This window comes from Aeromonas sp. s7(2024) (genome assembly GCF_040907825.1).
GTDB classification, from domain to species: Bacteria; Pseudomonadota; Gammaproteobacteria; order Enterobacterales; family Aeromonadaceae; genus Aeromonas; species Aeromonas veronii.
In genome coordinates this window covers 1-14,186 of record NZ_JBFOCM010000036.1, presented here as the reverse complement: position 1 = coordinate 14,186, position 14,186 = coordinate 1, and the positions used below count along the sequence as shown (strand labels likewise).

Here is a 14,186-nt window from a genome sequence, read left to right as displayed (position 1 = left end):
GGCAATTATAAACACCAGCGCTCCATCCATACACGCTGCGGCTCACATTTTACCCAGCAGATTATGCTGTGCTCATTAGTGGCGCGACATCACATTTTTAGATGATAAATGTGTTAATGCCGACTTTTAACAAACTTGAATGCAACCTTAACCAATTCGATCTGTCATAACCTCACAACAAGTAAAAAACGTCTGTGGACAGGCGCTTACAGTCTCATTCAGGAACAAACATGACAGATCTAAAACAGCGACTCGGCCCGTTCTGGCCCTTCGCCATCTTCTGCGCGCTCGCGCTTTTCTCTCTCTCTTTCAGCCGAATTGCCCTCGGTATATGGCAACTGGAACGGGTGGATGCCGTGGCCGGTTGGCAGGAGATGCTGCTGCAAGGGATCCGGGTCGACTTTGCGACCCTCTGCTGGGTCTGGGGTGTCCCCGCCATGCTCACTCTGCTGCTGGCAGGCCCCCATGCCATCGGTCGCGGCTGGCTGCAACTGATGCGAGTGTGGCTGACCGTCGGACTCTGGCTGATGCTGTTCCTCGAGATCTCCACCCCCTCGTTTGTCACCGAGTATGGCGTGCGCCCCAACCGCCTCTATGTGGAGTACCTCATCTATCCAAAAGAGGTATTCGCCATGCTGTGGGCGGGCCGCAAAGCCGAGCTGCTGCTGGCGGTACTCTTCAGTGGCGCCGTGCTGACCGGCGGTTGGTGGCTGAGCGGCCTCCTGGTGCGTGGCCTCAGCTTCCCCCGCGGGTATCTGCGTCCGGCCTTCGCCCTGCTCATTCTGGCCATAGGTTTTCTCGGTGCCCGCTCCAGTCTCGGCCACCGCGCCCTGAACCCGGCCATGGTCGCCTTTGCCGAAGATCCGCTGGTCAACTCGCTCACCGTCAACTCCGCCTACTCCCTCTTCTTTGCCATCAAGCAGATGGGCGCCGAGGAGGATGCCGGCCAGTTTTACGGTGAGATGACGGAGCAGAAGGTGCTCGAGGTCATGCGCAAGGAGAGTGGTCGTCCGGCCAGTGATTTCAACTCCGATCTACTGCCCAGCCAGACCTTCAACCAGGCGAGCTTCCAGGGTAAACCGAAGAATCTGGTGATCCTGCTGCAGGAGAGTCTGGGCGCCCAGTTTGTCGGCTCCCTCGGCGGCCTGCCGCTCACCCCCAACATCGATGCCCTGTCGCAGCAGGGTTGGGCCTTCGAGCAGCTCTACGCCACCGGCACCCGATCGGTGCGCGGTATCGAGGCGGTACTGACCGGCTTCACGCCGACCCCGGCACAGGCGGTGGTCAAACTCGGCAAGAGCCAGACCAACTTCTTTACCATCGCGGATCTGCTCAAACAGCGGGGCTACGACACCAGCTTTATTTACGGCGGCGAGAGTCACTTCGACAACATGCGCAGCTTTTTCCTCGGCAACGGCTTCACCACCATCGTCGAGCAGAAGGATTTCGACAATCCGGTGTTCAAGGGCTCCTGGGGCGCCTCCGACGAGGATCTGATGGCCAAGGCCGACGAGACCTTCAAGGCGCTGCACAAGGAAGGCAAACCCTTCTTCAGTCTGGTGTTCAGCTCCAGCAACCACGATCCGTTCGAATTCCCGGACAACCGCATCGAACTGTTCGAGCAACCCAAACAGACCCGCAACAACGCGGCAAAGTATGCGGATTACGCCATCGGCGAGTTCTTCAAGAAGGCGAAACAGTCCGAATACTGGAAGGACACCCTGTTTCTGGTCATCGCCGACCACGACAGCCGGGTCGGTGGCGCCAGTTTGGTACCCATCCCCCGCTTCCATATCCCCGGCGTCATTGTGGGTGACGGCATAACGCCGAAGAAGGATCCACGCATCGTCAGCCAGATCGACATGGCGCCGACTCTTCTCTCCCTGATGGGGATCAGTGCCGACTATCCCATGCTCGGCAAGGATCTGACCCGTATGCCCGCCGACTGGCCGGGGCGCGCCATCATGCAGTACGACAAGAACTTCGCCCTGATGCGCGGCAAGGATGTGGTGATCCTGCAACCGGAACGGGCGGCAGAGGGCTATGTCTACGACAATGCCAGGGAGAAGCTGACTCTGGCGGCGCAGCCGGACGCCTTGAAGGAAGATGCGCTTGGTCTTGCCCTGTGGGGCAGCATGGCCTATCAGAAGAGTCTCTATCAGACGGCCAAGGATGAACGCACCGCCGCCAATTGAGCCCCCCGTACTAATTCAGCCGATAGCAGAATGGAAAAAACCGCCAGCTGGCGGTTTTTTCCATCTATCCATACCGTCGGCCCACAGGCCGTTATGGCTGGGGAAAGCAGGGAAGGGAGCGGCTGAACTTGTGCTCGAATACCAGCGAGGTTTCGAGGTGCACCACCTCCTCACGGGAGGTGAAGTGATCAAAAACGAAGTTGCGCAGGTGCTCGGTATCGGAGACACACAGGTGCACCAGAAAATCATCCTTGCCGCCCATGTGGAACAGACTGATCACTTCGGGCAGCGCCAGAATGGCATCGCGGAAGGCATCGATGATCTGGCGGCTGTGGCGGGCCAGCTGCAGGGAGACCATGGCCTGAATATGGCCACCGAGGGCCTGATAATCCACTTCGCAGTGCGCTCCCTTGAGCACGCCATCCTGCTGCAACTTGCGCACCCGCTCCAGACAGGTGGAGGGGGCAACGCCCACCAGCGCGGCCAGATCCTTGTTGGTCATGCCCGCATCCCGAAACAGATGGGCCAGGATATCCAAATCCAGTTGATCCAGGTTTCTCATCTTAACTCCTTGAACCGCTCAATTTTTTAGACTCTGCCCGTAAACCGGGGCAAACACAACGGCCATTGACATCCCCCCTGCCCCGCCTATCCTTGGCGCCATTCACCGGTCGCAGCCCTGCAGCCACCACGCGAGGATCCGCCATGCACCCGTATCACCCTTTCTGGAGCCTTGAGGTTCCCCGTGTCGACGGTCAGCTGCTGCTGACCCCCTGCCCCGGCACCCAGCAGGTGCCGCTGACCCTGGCGCTCGATCAACTGCGGTTGGCCGGTGCCCACGGAGTAGTGACCCTGATGACAAGCGCCGAGTTGATCCGACTCGAACTGGCGCAGCTCGGCCAGCAGGTCGAGCACGAAGGGATGCGCTGGTTCCATCTGCCCATCGAGGATGATCTGGCCCCCGACACCGACTTCGAGGCTGCCTGGCAACAGGCGCTGCCACAGCTGCGCGAGCTGCTGGGGGATGGCAAACATCTGGTCATCCACTGCAAAGGGGGCAGCGGTCGTACCGGTCTGGTCGCCGCCGCGCTGCTGATGACCCTCGGCCAGCCACAGCAAGAGGCGATGGCCGCCATCAAGGCCCACAGACCCAAGGCGTTTACCCTGGCCTGCCACCGCCAGTGGCTCGACCAGCTGGCCGAGCGGCTGGCGCAGGGCGACTGACTACTTGCCTCCCTGGTCGTAGGTGAAGACCTTGCCGATATCTTCCACCCGATAGCTGGTGAGCTGATAAACGTAGTAGTTGAGCCAGTTGGCAAACAGCAGATGACCATGGCTGCGCCAGCTGGCGCGCGGGGTCTTGCCCGGATCGTTATTCGGGTAGTAGTTGACCGGAATGGCCGGGTCGAGCCCTGCCGCCAGATCCCGCTGATACTCCCCGTCCAGCGTCAGGGCATCGTACTCCGGGTGCCCGGTGACAAACACCTGACGACAATCCTTGGTCGCCGCCAGATAGACCCCCGCCTCTTCTGACTCGGCAAAAATCTGCAAGTCGGTCTGGGCACGGATCAGATCGCCATCAAACGCCGCGTAACGGGAGTGGGGGGCGACGAACTCGTCATCGAAACCGCGCAGCAGTGGCTCGTGCTCATCGAGGCGATGGTGGCGATAAACCCCGGAGAGCTTCTCGCCGTGGGTCTGCTTCTCCATGCCATACAAAGCTTTCAGCGCCGCCTGCACCGCCCAACAGAGGAACAGGGTGGAGGTGACATGCTGATGGGACCACTCGATGATCTCGACGATACGCGGCCAGTAGACCACCTCCTCGAACTCCACCAGCCCGAGCGGCGCCCCTGTGATGATCATGCCGTCGTAGTTATTGCCACGCACCTGTTCGAAGTCGTGATAGAAGTTCTCCAGATGGGCCTGCGGCGTGTTCTTTGACTCCCTGTCATCGATGCGCAGCAGATCCACATCCACCTGCAGCGGCGAGTTGGAGAGCATCCGCATCAGCTGGATCTCGGTCTCAATCTTCTTTGGCATCAGGTTGAGGATGAGCACCCGCAGCGGGCGGATGTTCTGGGTGACGGCCCGGGATTCCGTCATCACGAAGATGTTCTCCTGCCCCAGCACTTCGGCGGCGGGTAACTGATCCGGGATCTTGATCGGCATGCTTACTCCCTGTACTGCATCGGTAAATATGTCTGGACATCCAGAAGCCTATAATAAAGCTCCTGCCCTGTCATCAGATACCTTTTGTATTCACCCCCGCCTTTGACTAGCATACGGCTCAGTGTGTCTCCTGCTTCCAAGATAATGACCGGTATCAAGATTTCCGTAGATCGACTGCAAGTCGGCAACTATGTCTCCCTGCCACTGGGGTGGCGCGAACACCCGTTCCTGTTTTCCAGCTTCAAGATCAAAAGTGAAGAAGAGATCGAGCTGATCCGCCGTCTCGGCCTGAAACTGGTCACCATCATTCCCGACAAGAGCGACGTTCCGCCCAAGCCCCTCAATCAGGTACAGCCTCAGCAACAAGAGAGCGCAGACGCCGCCCAGCGCCAGGCCCAGATGCAGCAGGAGAAGGATCGCCGCATCGAGCAGTTGCAACTCTATCGCCGCAACCTGCAGCAGTGCGAGAAACAGTTCCAGCAGTCGCTGGCGCAGGTGCGCAGCGTGATGAGCAAGATCCAGTCCCGCCCCCTCAATGCTATCGGCGAGGCGCAGGAGCTGGTCAACGCCATGACCGAGCAACTGCTCTCGGTGGACGAGATGGTGCTCCATCTGGTCTCCGACAGCGAGGATGGCAACAACCTCTACTTCCACTCCCTCAATGTGAGCGTGCTCAGCATGCTGCTGGCCAAGGAGTGCTGCATGACGGCAGACGAGATCCGTCAGGTTGGCATGGGGGCCCTATTCCACGACATCGGTAAATTGAAGATCCCTAGCCAGATCCTGCGCAAGACCGAGCCGCTGACCAAGCCGGAGCAGAATCTGATGGCCCAGCACCCGCGCTATGGGCTGGATCTGCTCAATCTGGCCAAGGATTTCCCGGCCGAGGCGAAGGGGATCGTGCTCCATCACCATGAATATCTCGATGGCAGCGGGCCGGAAGGGCTCAAGGGTGGTCAGCTCGATCCGCTGACCCAGATGGTGTCGCTGATCAACGAGTACGATAACCTCTGCCACATGCAGGCCAAGGTGCCCTACTCGGCCCTGAGCGGCCTCTACAAGCAGCGCAAGGCGCAGTTCAATCCGGAGTACCTCAGCATGCTGATCCGGTTGATGGGGATCTATCCCCCCGGCAGCGTGGTGCAACTCTCCAACGGTCAGGTGGGGCTGGTGATGTCGGTCAACGCTTCCCGCCTGCTCTACCCCTCGGTGCTGGTCTACGATCCGCGCATTCCCCGTCAGGAAGCGGCCATCATCGACCTGCAGCAAGCCGAACTGTCGATCGCCAAGGTGATCCACCCCAAACGGCTGCCGCCCGCCGTGTTCGAGTACCTCAATCCGCGTACCCGGATCAGCTACTACTTCGAGCACAACAAAGCCTGATTGTGTTGGCCCGAGGCCAACCGTTGCCACCCGTTTAATCCAAGGAGCCTGCTATGCGTATCGAGATCATCAGTACCGGAGACGAAATAGTGACGGGTCTGGTGGTGGATACCAACGCGGCCTGGCTCAGCGCTCTGCTGCTGGAGCAGGGCTGGCAGGTGCGCCGTCGCCTGACGGTAGGGGACAACCTCGCCGACCTGAAAACGGTGCTGCAAGAGAGTGCCAGCCGCGCCGAGGTGGTGCTGGTGTGTGGCGGGCTCGGGCCCACTGCCGACGACCTCACTGCTCAGGCGGCAGCTGAAGCCTTTGAACAGCCGCTCACCCTTTTCCCCGACTGGCTTGTTACCATCACAGCCCGCTACGCCAGCCGTGGTCGCCCCATGGCACAAAGCAATGCCAAACAGGCATGGCTGCCGCAGGGGAGCGAAATCCTCGACAACCCGGTCGGCACCGCCTGCGGCTTTGTGGTGCGAAGTGGCCAGAGCCAGCTCTTCTTCACCCCGGGCGTGCCGTTCGAATTCAAGCAGATGGTACGCGAGCAAATTCTGCCGCGCCTCAAACAGCTGGCCGGGGCACAAGTCGATACCGAGCTGCGTCGCTTTTACACCTTCGGCATCTCGGAATCCGCCCTCAGCGATATGCTGGATGCCGAACCCTGGCCAGCCAGCATCGAGCTGGGTTACCGCTCCTCCATGCCCCTTATCGAGCTGAAACTGATCGGCCACGGCGCCAGTACTGCTGACATGGAGAGTGCAGAGCGCCGGCTGCTGGATACGATCCACCCCTGGCTGGTTGGCTGCGGAGATACGGAACCGGCGCAGCAGATCCTGGCGCTGCTACAAGGCAAGCCTCTGGCTCTGCTGGAGGGAGAGAGTGGCGGCGCCCTGCTGGCGCTTTGTCACGGCCATCCCCGACTGGAGGCCAACTTCAGTACGCAACTGGCCGATGATCTGGTGCAACTGCCGACCGCCGATGCGGGCCTGCAACTGACCATAGGGCTAGAGGGGCCAGAGGGGGTGCCACTGCTGCTCAGCACCGATGGCAAACACATCGGTCAGACGGTCAAGGTCAGCCACCCCGACCCGGAGAGCCGCCGCAAGATCCTCGCCTTTGCCGCCCTCGACATGCTGCGCCGCCATATGCTGGGTGAGCCGGTGCTCGGCGATTACCTCACCCTGGCCAGAACAGCCCAGAGCAGCTGATAACCACCGCCCCTGCCAGCGACCCTATGTTGCTGGCGCTGCGATCCGCCTTTTCACTCCATTGCCAAACAGCGCCCACATTTATCCGGCCGCCATCACCGATTTGACTTCAATTCATTGACCATTCAGAGGAAATATCTGAATACTGCCCACTCTCAGGGTTGGTGACTCGCTTTATTAATCATTGAGAGATTAAATGACAGTAGAGGAGCGAGCCGATCGTTCCGTTCTCATCCAGCAAGGAGATGCGGTGTTAAGCAAAGAGTGGTTGCTGCTATCAAGCGATATGGAACTGGTCTGCCTGCGGATTGCCGCCGGTCTCACCAAACCTGTCACGGAACAGGATGTGCAGGCTCTGCTGCTCGCTTCCAACTGTCGCCGCTATCAGCCGCTGCCCGAGGGGATCAAACAGGCTATCAGCCTGCTCAATACCCTGCTCACCAACCCTGCCGCCCCTGTCCCCGCCAACCCCATCCCTGTCGGCAAGCGTCAGGATGCCCGACTCGCCGTAATAGTGGAGAAGGATCGCATGAGCGCCATCGCCCAGATCACTGCCGACTGGGGGGGCAAGTATGTGACGCTGGAACAGCTGAAAGAGGCGATCGCCATCAGCGAAATCAAACAGGGGGTGAGTGAGCAACTGCTCACCGCTGCCATCCAGTCGGCCAAGGAGGCCGCCCCCGGCAGTCAGCTCAAGCTGGTGATTGCCAACGGCCAGCCTGCCGTCAATGGTCAGGACACTCGTTATGAGCGGCTGGTGGAGACCCCGGCCGAACGGATCCTCAAACCGCAGGAGCTGGGGCATGGCAAGGTCGACCTGCGGGATCTCGGCTCCATCGTCACCGTCAAGGCCGGCGCTCCGCTGATGCGCCGTCATCCGGCCACCGTCGGGGTACCCGGTTTTACCGTGACCGGTCAGGATCTGCCCGCCAAAGATGGCAAAGACAGTCCGATGAGCGCTGGCGAGGGCACCTTCATCTCCCCCGACGATCCCGACCTGCTGATTGCCGGTCGGGCTGGCCTGCCCTGTCAGGAAAAAGCAGGCATGAAGGTGGACGAGGTGCTCAGCGTCAAACAGGTGGATGCCCGCCACGGCCACATTGATTTTGAAGGGGGCTTAATCGTCAGCGGCGACGTCAACCCGGGCATGAAGATCAGGGTCAGCGGTGACATCGTGATTGGCGGCTTTATCGAAGGGGGCTGGATCGAAGCTGGGGGCAGCATCACGGTACGCCACGGCATCATTGGCCGCCGCAACGAACAGGGGGAGTACCTTTGCCAGCTCAATGCGCAAGGGGAGATCCACGCCAGCTACGCCCAATATGCCCAACTGGAAGCAGGGGGGGATATCCAGATCCAGAGCCAGCTCAGCCACTGCTACTCCCGCAGCGGACAAGATATCAAGGTGGGTGATAGCAACATGCGTAAAGGCACTCTGCTGGGGGGCACCAGCATTGCCAATCGCCTGATCATGGCTCCCAGCCTGGGAGCAGAGGCCGCCAACCATACCCGGCTGCAGATCCTCGGCGGCTACTTCACCCACAAGGAGCAGGAACACCAGCTCAAGCTGCGCCAGCAGGCGTGTCAGGCACAGCTGGAGAAAATCAAGGAGCTGGTCATGAAGTTGCTGCAACTACCCGGCGACAAGCGCAATCCGGATACCCTGCGCAAGCTCAAACCGATCCGGGACCATCAGCTGGCCGAACTGGCCCAGCTCGATGAGCAGCTCACCGCCAACCAGGAGGAGCTGCGAAACTTGATGGCTCAGATGGAGGTCATTGCCACCCAACACCTCTACTCCGGCATCGAGGTCGAGATGGCCAGCTTCAAACGCAAGGTTACCATCACCCGAGGCCCTACCCGCCTGACCATCCATGATGAAACCCTGGAGATGACCCCTTACGAGGGGCACAAATAGCTCAAGCGGCACGGCCCCATCGCTGAACCGGCCGTGATCCCGCCGCCGATTTTCGCTACACTCGCCACTTCCTTGGCCCCACCGGGCGGGCCACCCAGACTCAGGTAGTGAGAGATGTACAAGCTGATCGCATTGGATATGGATGGCACCCTGCTCAACCCGCAGGGCCAGATTACTCCCCGCACCCACGCCGCCATCAGTGCCGCGCGCGCCAAAGGGGTAACCGTTGTGCTGGCCTCCGGCCGCCCGCTGGAAGGGATGAGCCGCTATCTGGAAGAGCTCGGCCTCACCACAGAGCATGACTACGTCATCTGCTACAACGGCGCCCTGGTGCAGCAGGTGGCCGATCAGCGCATCATCCGCAGCCAGCTGCTGACCGGCAGTGACGCCAGCGCCGTCGCCAAACTGGCTGACGAGCTGGAGGTGAACGTTCACGGTTTCTCGGTCACCCGCGGCCTGATCAGTCCCCGTGTCAGCACCTACACCGAGCACGAATCTCGCCTGATCGGCATGCCGATCAATCTGATCGACTTCGCTACCCTGCCTGCCGACGAGCAGATCATGAAGGTGATGATGATCGACGAGCCGCCCCAGCTCTCCCGCGCCATCGAGCGACTGCCTGCAGAGCTCTATGAGCGCTATACCGTGGTACAGAGCGCCCCCTTCTTCCTCGAGTTCATGAACAAGCAGAGCAACAAGGGAACAGGCGTGGCCGCACTGGCCGAGCACCTGGGCCTGACCGCCGATCAGGTTATCTGCGTCGGGGATGCGGGCAACGATCGCCACATGATCGAGTACGCGGGTCTCGGGGTTGCGATGGGCAATGCCACCGACGAGATCAAGGCTCTCGCCCAGCACACCACTGCCCGCAACGATGAAGATGGTGTAGCTCAGGTGATCGAACAGTTCGTACTGAACGCCTGATCGCAATCGAGCGCCGCTGCGCCCGATGAGGAAATAAAAACGGGGAGGCTGTCAGCCTCCCCGTTTTTTCTCTGGTTAGTTATCTGCGTGATGAGCGGTAATTCGCTCGCATCACTGGTTCGCCAGACACTGGGTATGGGAACCCGGTTGCAGGTAAGGCGTCAGCAGGGGAGCCATCCCCTTGAGCACCTGCACCGGCAGCGCCGAGGTGAAGCGGAACTTGTCAGACTGGCTACCCGGTACATAGGCGGTCAGGGTACCGAAGTGATCCTCACCCAGATAGAAGACGAAGGTTGCGGTGCGGTTGCGCGCCAGCGAGCTGGTCACGTTGCCATAACGGCCCACTGTTTCAATCCGGTTATCCCCGGTTCCGGTCTTGCCCCCCATCTGCAGCACAGTGCCATCCGGCAGGGTAAAGGCGCCGGCGATACGTCTTGCCGTGCCCCCTTCAACCACCTTGGAGAGCGCACTGCGCAGGGCGGCCGCCACCTCTGCTGGCATCACCCGGGTACCCTCGGTGTGCTGCGGCTCAAACTCGGTCTCGAAGGGCGTCCCCTTGGCGAACGAGAGGTGCTCGATACGCAGGGTTGGCGAGCGGACACCGCCATTCTGAATAATCCCCATCAGCTCGGCCAGTGCAGCCGGACGGTCACCGGAGCTGCCCAAGGCAGTCGCCAGCGAAGGCACCAGATGGTCGAACGGATAACCGAGCTTGGCCCAGCGCTGATGGATATCGAGGAAGGCTTCAACCTCCAGCATGGTGCGGATCCGGCTGTCACGGGCACTGCGATGACGGGTCTTGAACAGCCAGCTGTAAACCTCTTGCCGCTCGTCACGACTGGCCGCCACCGCGTCGGCAAAGGTCGCCTTGTCGAACTCCTTGAGATAGGCCAGCAGCCACAGCTCCAGCGGGTGAACCCGGGCGATGTAGCCCTGATCCGGCAGTGAATACTTGCCCGGGCCATAGCTCACATAGAGCTGATTGATCCGTTTCGCACTCAGCTTCTCGCGCGGCAACCGCTCCGCCAGGAAGGCAGCAAATGCGGCTTCGCTGGCTTCCGGCATCAGGTAGCGGTGAACCGCCGCCAGACGTACCGCACTCGGCTTGAGACCGTCGAGGAAGGTATCGAGCTGCTCCTCGGGAGTCTTGCCGCGATATTTGCGCCAGAAGCGCAGCAGATAGGTCTGGCCCTCTTTGTCGGCAAATTTGGCCAGATACTCCTGACGACGGGGATCCTTGTCATCCTTGAGCAACTGGGCACGGTTGCCCTCCTTGTAGAGGCTGTAGCGCACGATATCGCGCATCAACCGCACAAAGGGCAAGTTAATCGACTCACGCAGAGAGTCACGCAACGTCGGAATGCGATTGTTATCCTCGCGGCGGAAGTTGTTGAAGGTGTGCATGCCACCACCGGTAAAGAACCCTTCGTTGGGGCTGGCGGAGTATTTGCGATCCAGCGCTGCTTCCAGCATCACAGGCAGGCTCTTGTCCTGAGCAGTCATCAGATAGGAGATGGCCCAGCGGCTGAGGTTGTCCTGAGAGACTGCAGCCAATTTACGCAGATTCTCGACCGGCATCCCGGCATAGTTGTCGTGCAGCTCGGCCACGATCTCCAGATAGGTGGTCAGCACCCGCAACTTGGCGGTTGAGCCCAACTCCAGCTTGGAACCTTCGTTGATATCGAACGGCTGATCGGTGTTGTCGGTCTGCACCCGCACCTTGAACCCTTCCGGCGACTTCTCGAACAGGGTGAAGCTGTAGCGCACATCGCCCGTCTTCTCCGGCGAGAGCAGGCGCTCACCAAACAGCCCTACCTGGGCGGCAAACGTCGGGTCGGCCAGCTGTTGCAGATAACGGGAGATTGCGTTCTGCAACGGCATGTTGAGGCTGGTATCGGCGGTCAGATCCATCCGGTCGAGGTCATAGAGCTGCACCCCGAGCTGGCGGCTCAAGCGAGTACGGGCAACCTGCAACCCCTTGTTATTGTTCACCCGGGTGATAGCCGGGGACTGCAGGAAGTCACGGAACGTAATCTTGGCCTTGAGCGCCGCCTCCATCAGAGGTGGCGTGATCATCCCCTCCTGCACAAACAGGCGCAGATAGCTGTCGGTCAGGGTAGCCAATGCCTCTCGCCCCTGAGCCAGATAGTAAGAGGGACGGCGGTGCGCAATCATCAGCGAGACAACCTGACGCAGGGCAAGCCCCTGCTCGGCCAGCGGTGCGTTCTGGTTGCGGGCGGGATCCAGCAGACGGTTCACGTCATCGACGTTGGCACCAAACCAGACCCAGAGACCATCTCCCAGACCATGCACTTCACCATATCCCGGCGCAGCCGAGAGCGGTACCGAGTTGAGGTAGGCCCAGGCGACCAGTTTGCGCGCTTCGAGGGTTTCCGGCCCGAGACGATAGGCCCGCACGCTGGCAGAGGCCATCTGACGGATCTTCTCGGTCGGCGACAGGGTCAGGCCATCCGGCGAGTGGCGATACTTCTCCACCTGGGTCGCCAAGGTACTGCCACCGGCAGATTGATCCTGCATATCGAGCGCCTTGCCCACCTGGGAAAGCGCCGCCTTGGCAAAACGGGGCCAGTCGACCGCCGGGTTGGCCAACGGCTCTTCGTTGCTCAGCAAGTCGCGGTTCTCGATAAACAGCAGCGACTGGATGACGAGCGGTGGAATAGAGTCAAAATCCGGATAGTGATGGGCCGGATACTTGAATTGATAGAAGGGCTCAGCGCGGCAATCGTGCAGCGTCAGTCCGGCCTGCACCTTCTCGGTATAGGGCACGAAGAAGCCACGACTGGCGTAGTCATAGAGTGCGTCGGAGAAATGCACCTGTTTGCTGACTTCATAACCCCGCTGCAGCAGGCGCTCCTGCATCATCGGCAGTTGCACATAGCCGAGCCGCTTGTCGAACGGGCCATCCTCAGGGAAAGCGATCTGCTTGCTCTGGCCAGGCTCGACCTGATAGGTGAGCTTGGCGGCATAGCGGGAGATCTCCTGAGATTGCAGCTTCGAGGTTTTCATCTCATAGCCAACCAGAGCGATCACCGCCCCCAGGCACAATAAAAAGAGAAAACAGAACAGCCAACGCCACCAGGGACGACGCTTGCGCTTTGGGTTCCCGTCCGAGGTCTGGACAGATGAATCTTGAGATGCCACTTGTGTCAAATCCGTCTGTTCTGATGCGCCCATATCAGCCCCACCATGGTTGCGCAATTTATTGTGTTTCACTCAAGCTTAGTCTTTTCAAGTCAATGGCTTGAAACTATTGACCGCTTTGTGGTGATGGTAACAGGGCAATTCTAAAAAGGGGAGCCGATTGTTGCAGGAGTGGCAGAGATCCGAGCTGATAACAAAACACCGGCCTGTGGCCGGTGTCTCTTAAGCGAAAGCGCAACGCTTATTTGTGAGAGCTCATGCCCTTCAGTTTGGTGCTCAGCTCTTTACGCTCTTTGGAGAGCTCGGCGTTCTTGATGATGTGGTCATCCACGCGCTCTTCATAGTCGGCACGCATGTTGGCGATGATCGCCTGTACATCATCAATGCTCATGCCCGGCTTGATGTAGTCGCTCAGGTTGTCGAGCAGCAGTACGCGCTTCTGGTTGTCACGGATCTTCTTCTCATTATCCGCAATTTCACGCTTGAGTTTGTTCTGGCGACGGGACATACGCACATATTCCAGTACATCGCTGAAGGTGGACTTGTTTACTTGTTCCATATCGATACCACTGACTTAAGGTTGATAAAAACTGGCCAAGTTACACCTGGAACCCGGCAAACTCGGCACGGGACAGGCAAACTCAAGATGCCCTTACTCTACCGAGTTATAAGCGAGATACAACCCTAATCACGCGCCATGAACAGAGTTTGGCCAAAAGTAAACCAGTTAAAATGGCCAGTAATTCATCAGATAAGGGCTTGATATAGATAGGAAATGGAGGAGATGACAGGGTTTTAGTTCTCTTCCTCTAGATAAATGCTAACACTGGCTGTTTAACACGCTAAAAACACCAAAGCCCGGTCGTGAAGCCGGGCTTTTGTATTCGTTCTGGTATGCAAATCTGTGGGTCTTATGGGCAAACCGCCCATAGCAAAAAGGCCTTCCCAATCGGGAAGGCCTTCAAATTAGTGGCGGAGCGGACGGGACTCGAACCCGCGACCCCCGGCGTGACAGGCCGGTATTCTAACCGACTGAACTACCGCTCCGCATTCGGTTAGCTTGCGCTAAATTGGTTGCCGCTTCTTATGAGGTGTCATCCTCGCAGCCAGTGACGTGATGTGCACATCGCTGTTTAATTGGGTGCCTGGCAGTGTCCTACTCTCGCATGGCGAATGCCACACTACCATCGGCGCTACCGCGTTTCACTTCTGAGTTCGGCATGGGATCAG

General features: G+C 59.5%; 10 protein-coding genes and 1 tRNA gene. 6 read left to right on the top strand and 5 right to left on the bottom strand.

Annotated elements, in window-relative coordinates; all coding sequences use genetic code 11:
• The first annotated feature begins 230 nt into the window (after positions 1 to 230).
• Positions 231 to 2,195 carry an LTA synthase family protein gene (locus AB5Y73_RS15775; RefSeq protein ID WP_181497053.1) on the top strand — a complete coding sequence of 655 codons (1,965 nt, stop codon included), beginning with the start codon at positions 231 to 233 and terminating at the stop codon, positions 2,193 to 2,195.
• A gap of 91 nt (positions 2,196 to 2,286) precedes the next feature.
• Here the strand turns inward: AB5Y73_RS15775 and AB5Y73_RS15770 are convergent, their stop codons facing one another.
• Positions 2,287 to 2,757: an Lrp/AsnC family transcriptional regulator gene (locus AB5Y73_RS15770; protein ID WP_005336001.1), complete on the bottom strand. Its 471-nt coding sequence runs from the start codon at positions 2,755 to 2,757 to the stop codon at positions 2,287 to 2,289.
• 143 nt (positions 2,758 to 2,900) lie between these two features.
• Here AB5Y73_RS15770 and AB5Y73_RS15765 point away from each other — a divergent pair, with 143 nt between their 5' ends.
• On the top strand, positions 2,901 to 3,419 hold the full coding sequence (locus AB5Y73_RS15765) for a cyclin-dependent kinase inhibitor 3 family protein (RefSeq protein WP_040067125.1): 519 nt from the start codon (positions 2,901 to 2,903) through the stop codon (positions 3,417 to 3,419).
• Here AB5Y73_RS15765 and metA read toward each other — a convergent pair whose 3' ends face one another.
• A complete protein-coding gene (gene metA, locus AB5Y73_RS15760; protein ID WP_019446225.1) occupies positions 3,420 to 4,367 on the bottom strand; it encodes a homoserine O-succinyltransferase in 948 nt (315 codons plus the stop codon). It lies immediately after the preceding gene.
• A gap of 144 nt (positions 4,368 to 4,511) precedes the next feature.
• Here metA and AB5Y73_RS15755 point away from each other — a divergent pair, with 144 nt between their 5' ends.
• From AB5Y73_RS15755 to yidA, 4 genes are all read left to right on the top strand, one after another.
• Positions 4,512 to 5,750: a DUF3391 domain-containing protein gene (locus AB5Y73_RS15755; RefSeq protein WP_005336014.1), complete on the top strand. Its 1,239-nt coding sequence runs from the start codon at positions 4,512 to 4,514 to the stop codon at positions 5,748 to 5,750.
• Between the two features lie 53 nt (positions 5,751 to 5,803).
• Positions 5,804 to 6,952: a CinA family nicotinamide mononucleotide deamidase-related protein gene (locus AB5Y73_RS15750; RefSeq protein WP_107682854.1), complete on the top strand. Its 1,149-nt coding sequence runs from the start codon at positions 5,804 to 5,806 to the stop codon at positions 6,950 to 6,952.
• Between the two features lie 250 nt (positions 6,953 to 7,202).
• A complete protein-coding gene (locus AB5Y73_RS15745) occupies positions 7,203 to 8,870 on the top strand; it encodes a DUF342 domain-containing protein (protein WP_021231653.1) in 1,668 nt (555 codons plus the stop codon).
• A 114-nt stretch (positions 8,871 to 8,984) separates the two neighbouring features.
• Positions 8,985 to 9,794: a sugar-phosphatase gene (yidA, locus tag AB5Y73_RS15740; protein ID WP_042056408.1), complete on the top strand. Its 810-nt coding sequence runs from the start codon at positions 8,985 to 8,987 to the stop codon at positions 9,792 to 9,794.
• A gap of 111 nt (positions 9,795 to 9,905) precedes the next feature.
• Here the strand turns inward: yidA and AB5Y73_RS15735 are convergent, their stop codons facing one another.
• The 3 genes from AB5Y73_RS15735 to AB5Y73_RS15725 all read right to left on the bottom strand — a co-directional run bounded on the left by AB5Y73_RS15735 (position 9,906) and on the right by AB5Y73_RS15725 (position 14,003).
• On the bottom strand, positions 9,906 to 12,989 hold the full coding sequence (locus tag AB5Y73_RS15735) for a transglycosylase domain-containing protein (RefSeq protein ID WP_107682855.1): 3,084 nt from the start codon (positions 12,987 to 12,989) through the stop codon (positions 9,906 to 9,908).
• 208 nt (positions 12,990 to 13,197) lie between these two features.
• Positions 13,198 to 13,515, bottom strand: coding sequence for a PTS system regulator TmaR (gene tmaR / locus AB5Y73_RS15730; RefSeq protein WP_005336024.1), 318 nt, complete (start codon positions 13,513 to 13,515; stop codon positions 13,198 to 13,200).
• Positions 13,516 to 13,926: 411 nt separating this feature from the next.
• A tRNA-Asp gene (locus AB5Y73_RS15725) sits at positions 13,927 to 14,003 on the bottom strand.
• Positions 14,004 to 14,186 lie beyond the last annotated feature (183 nt).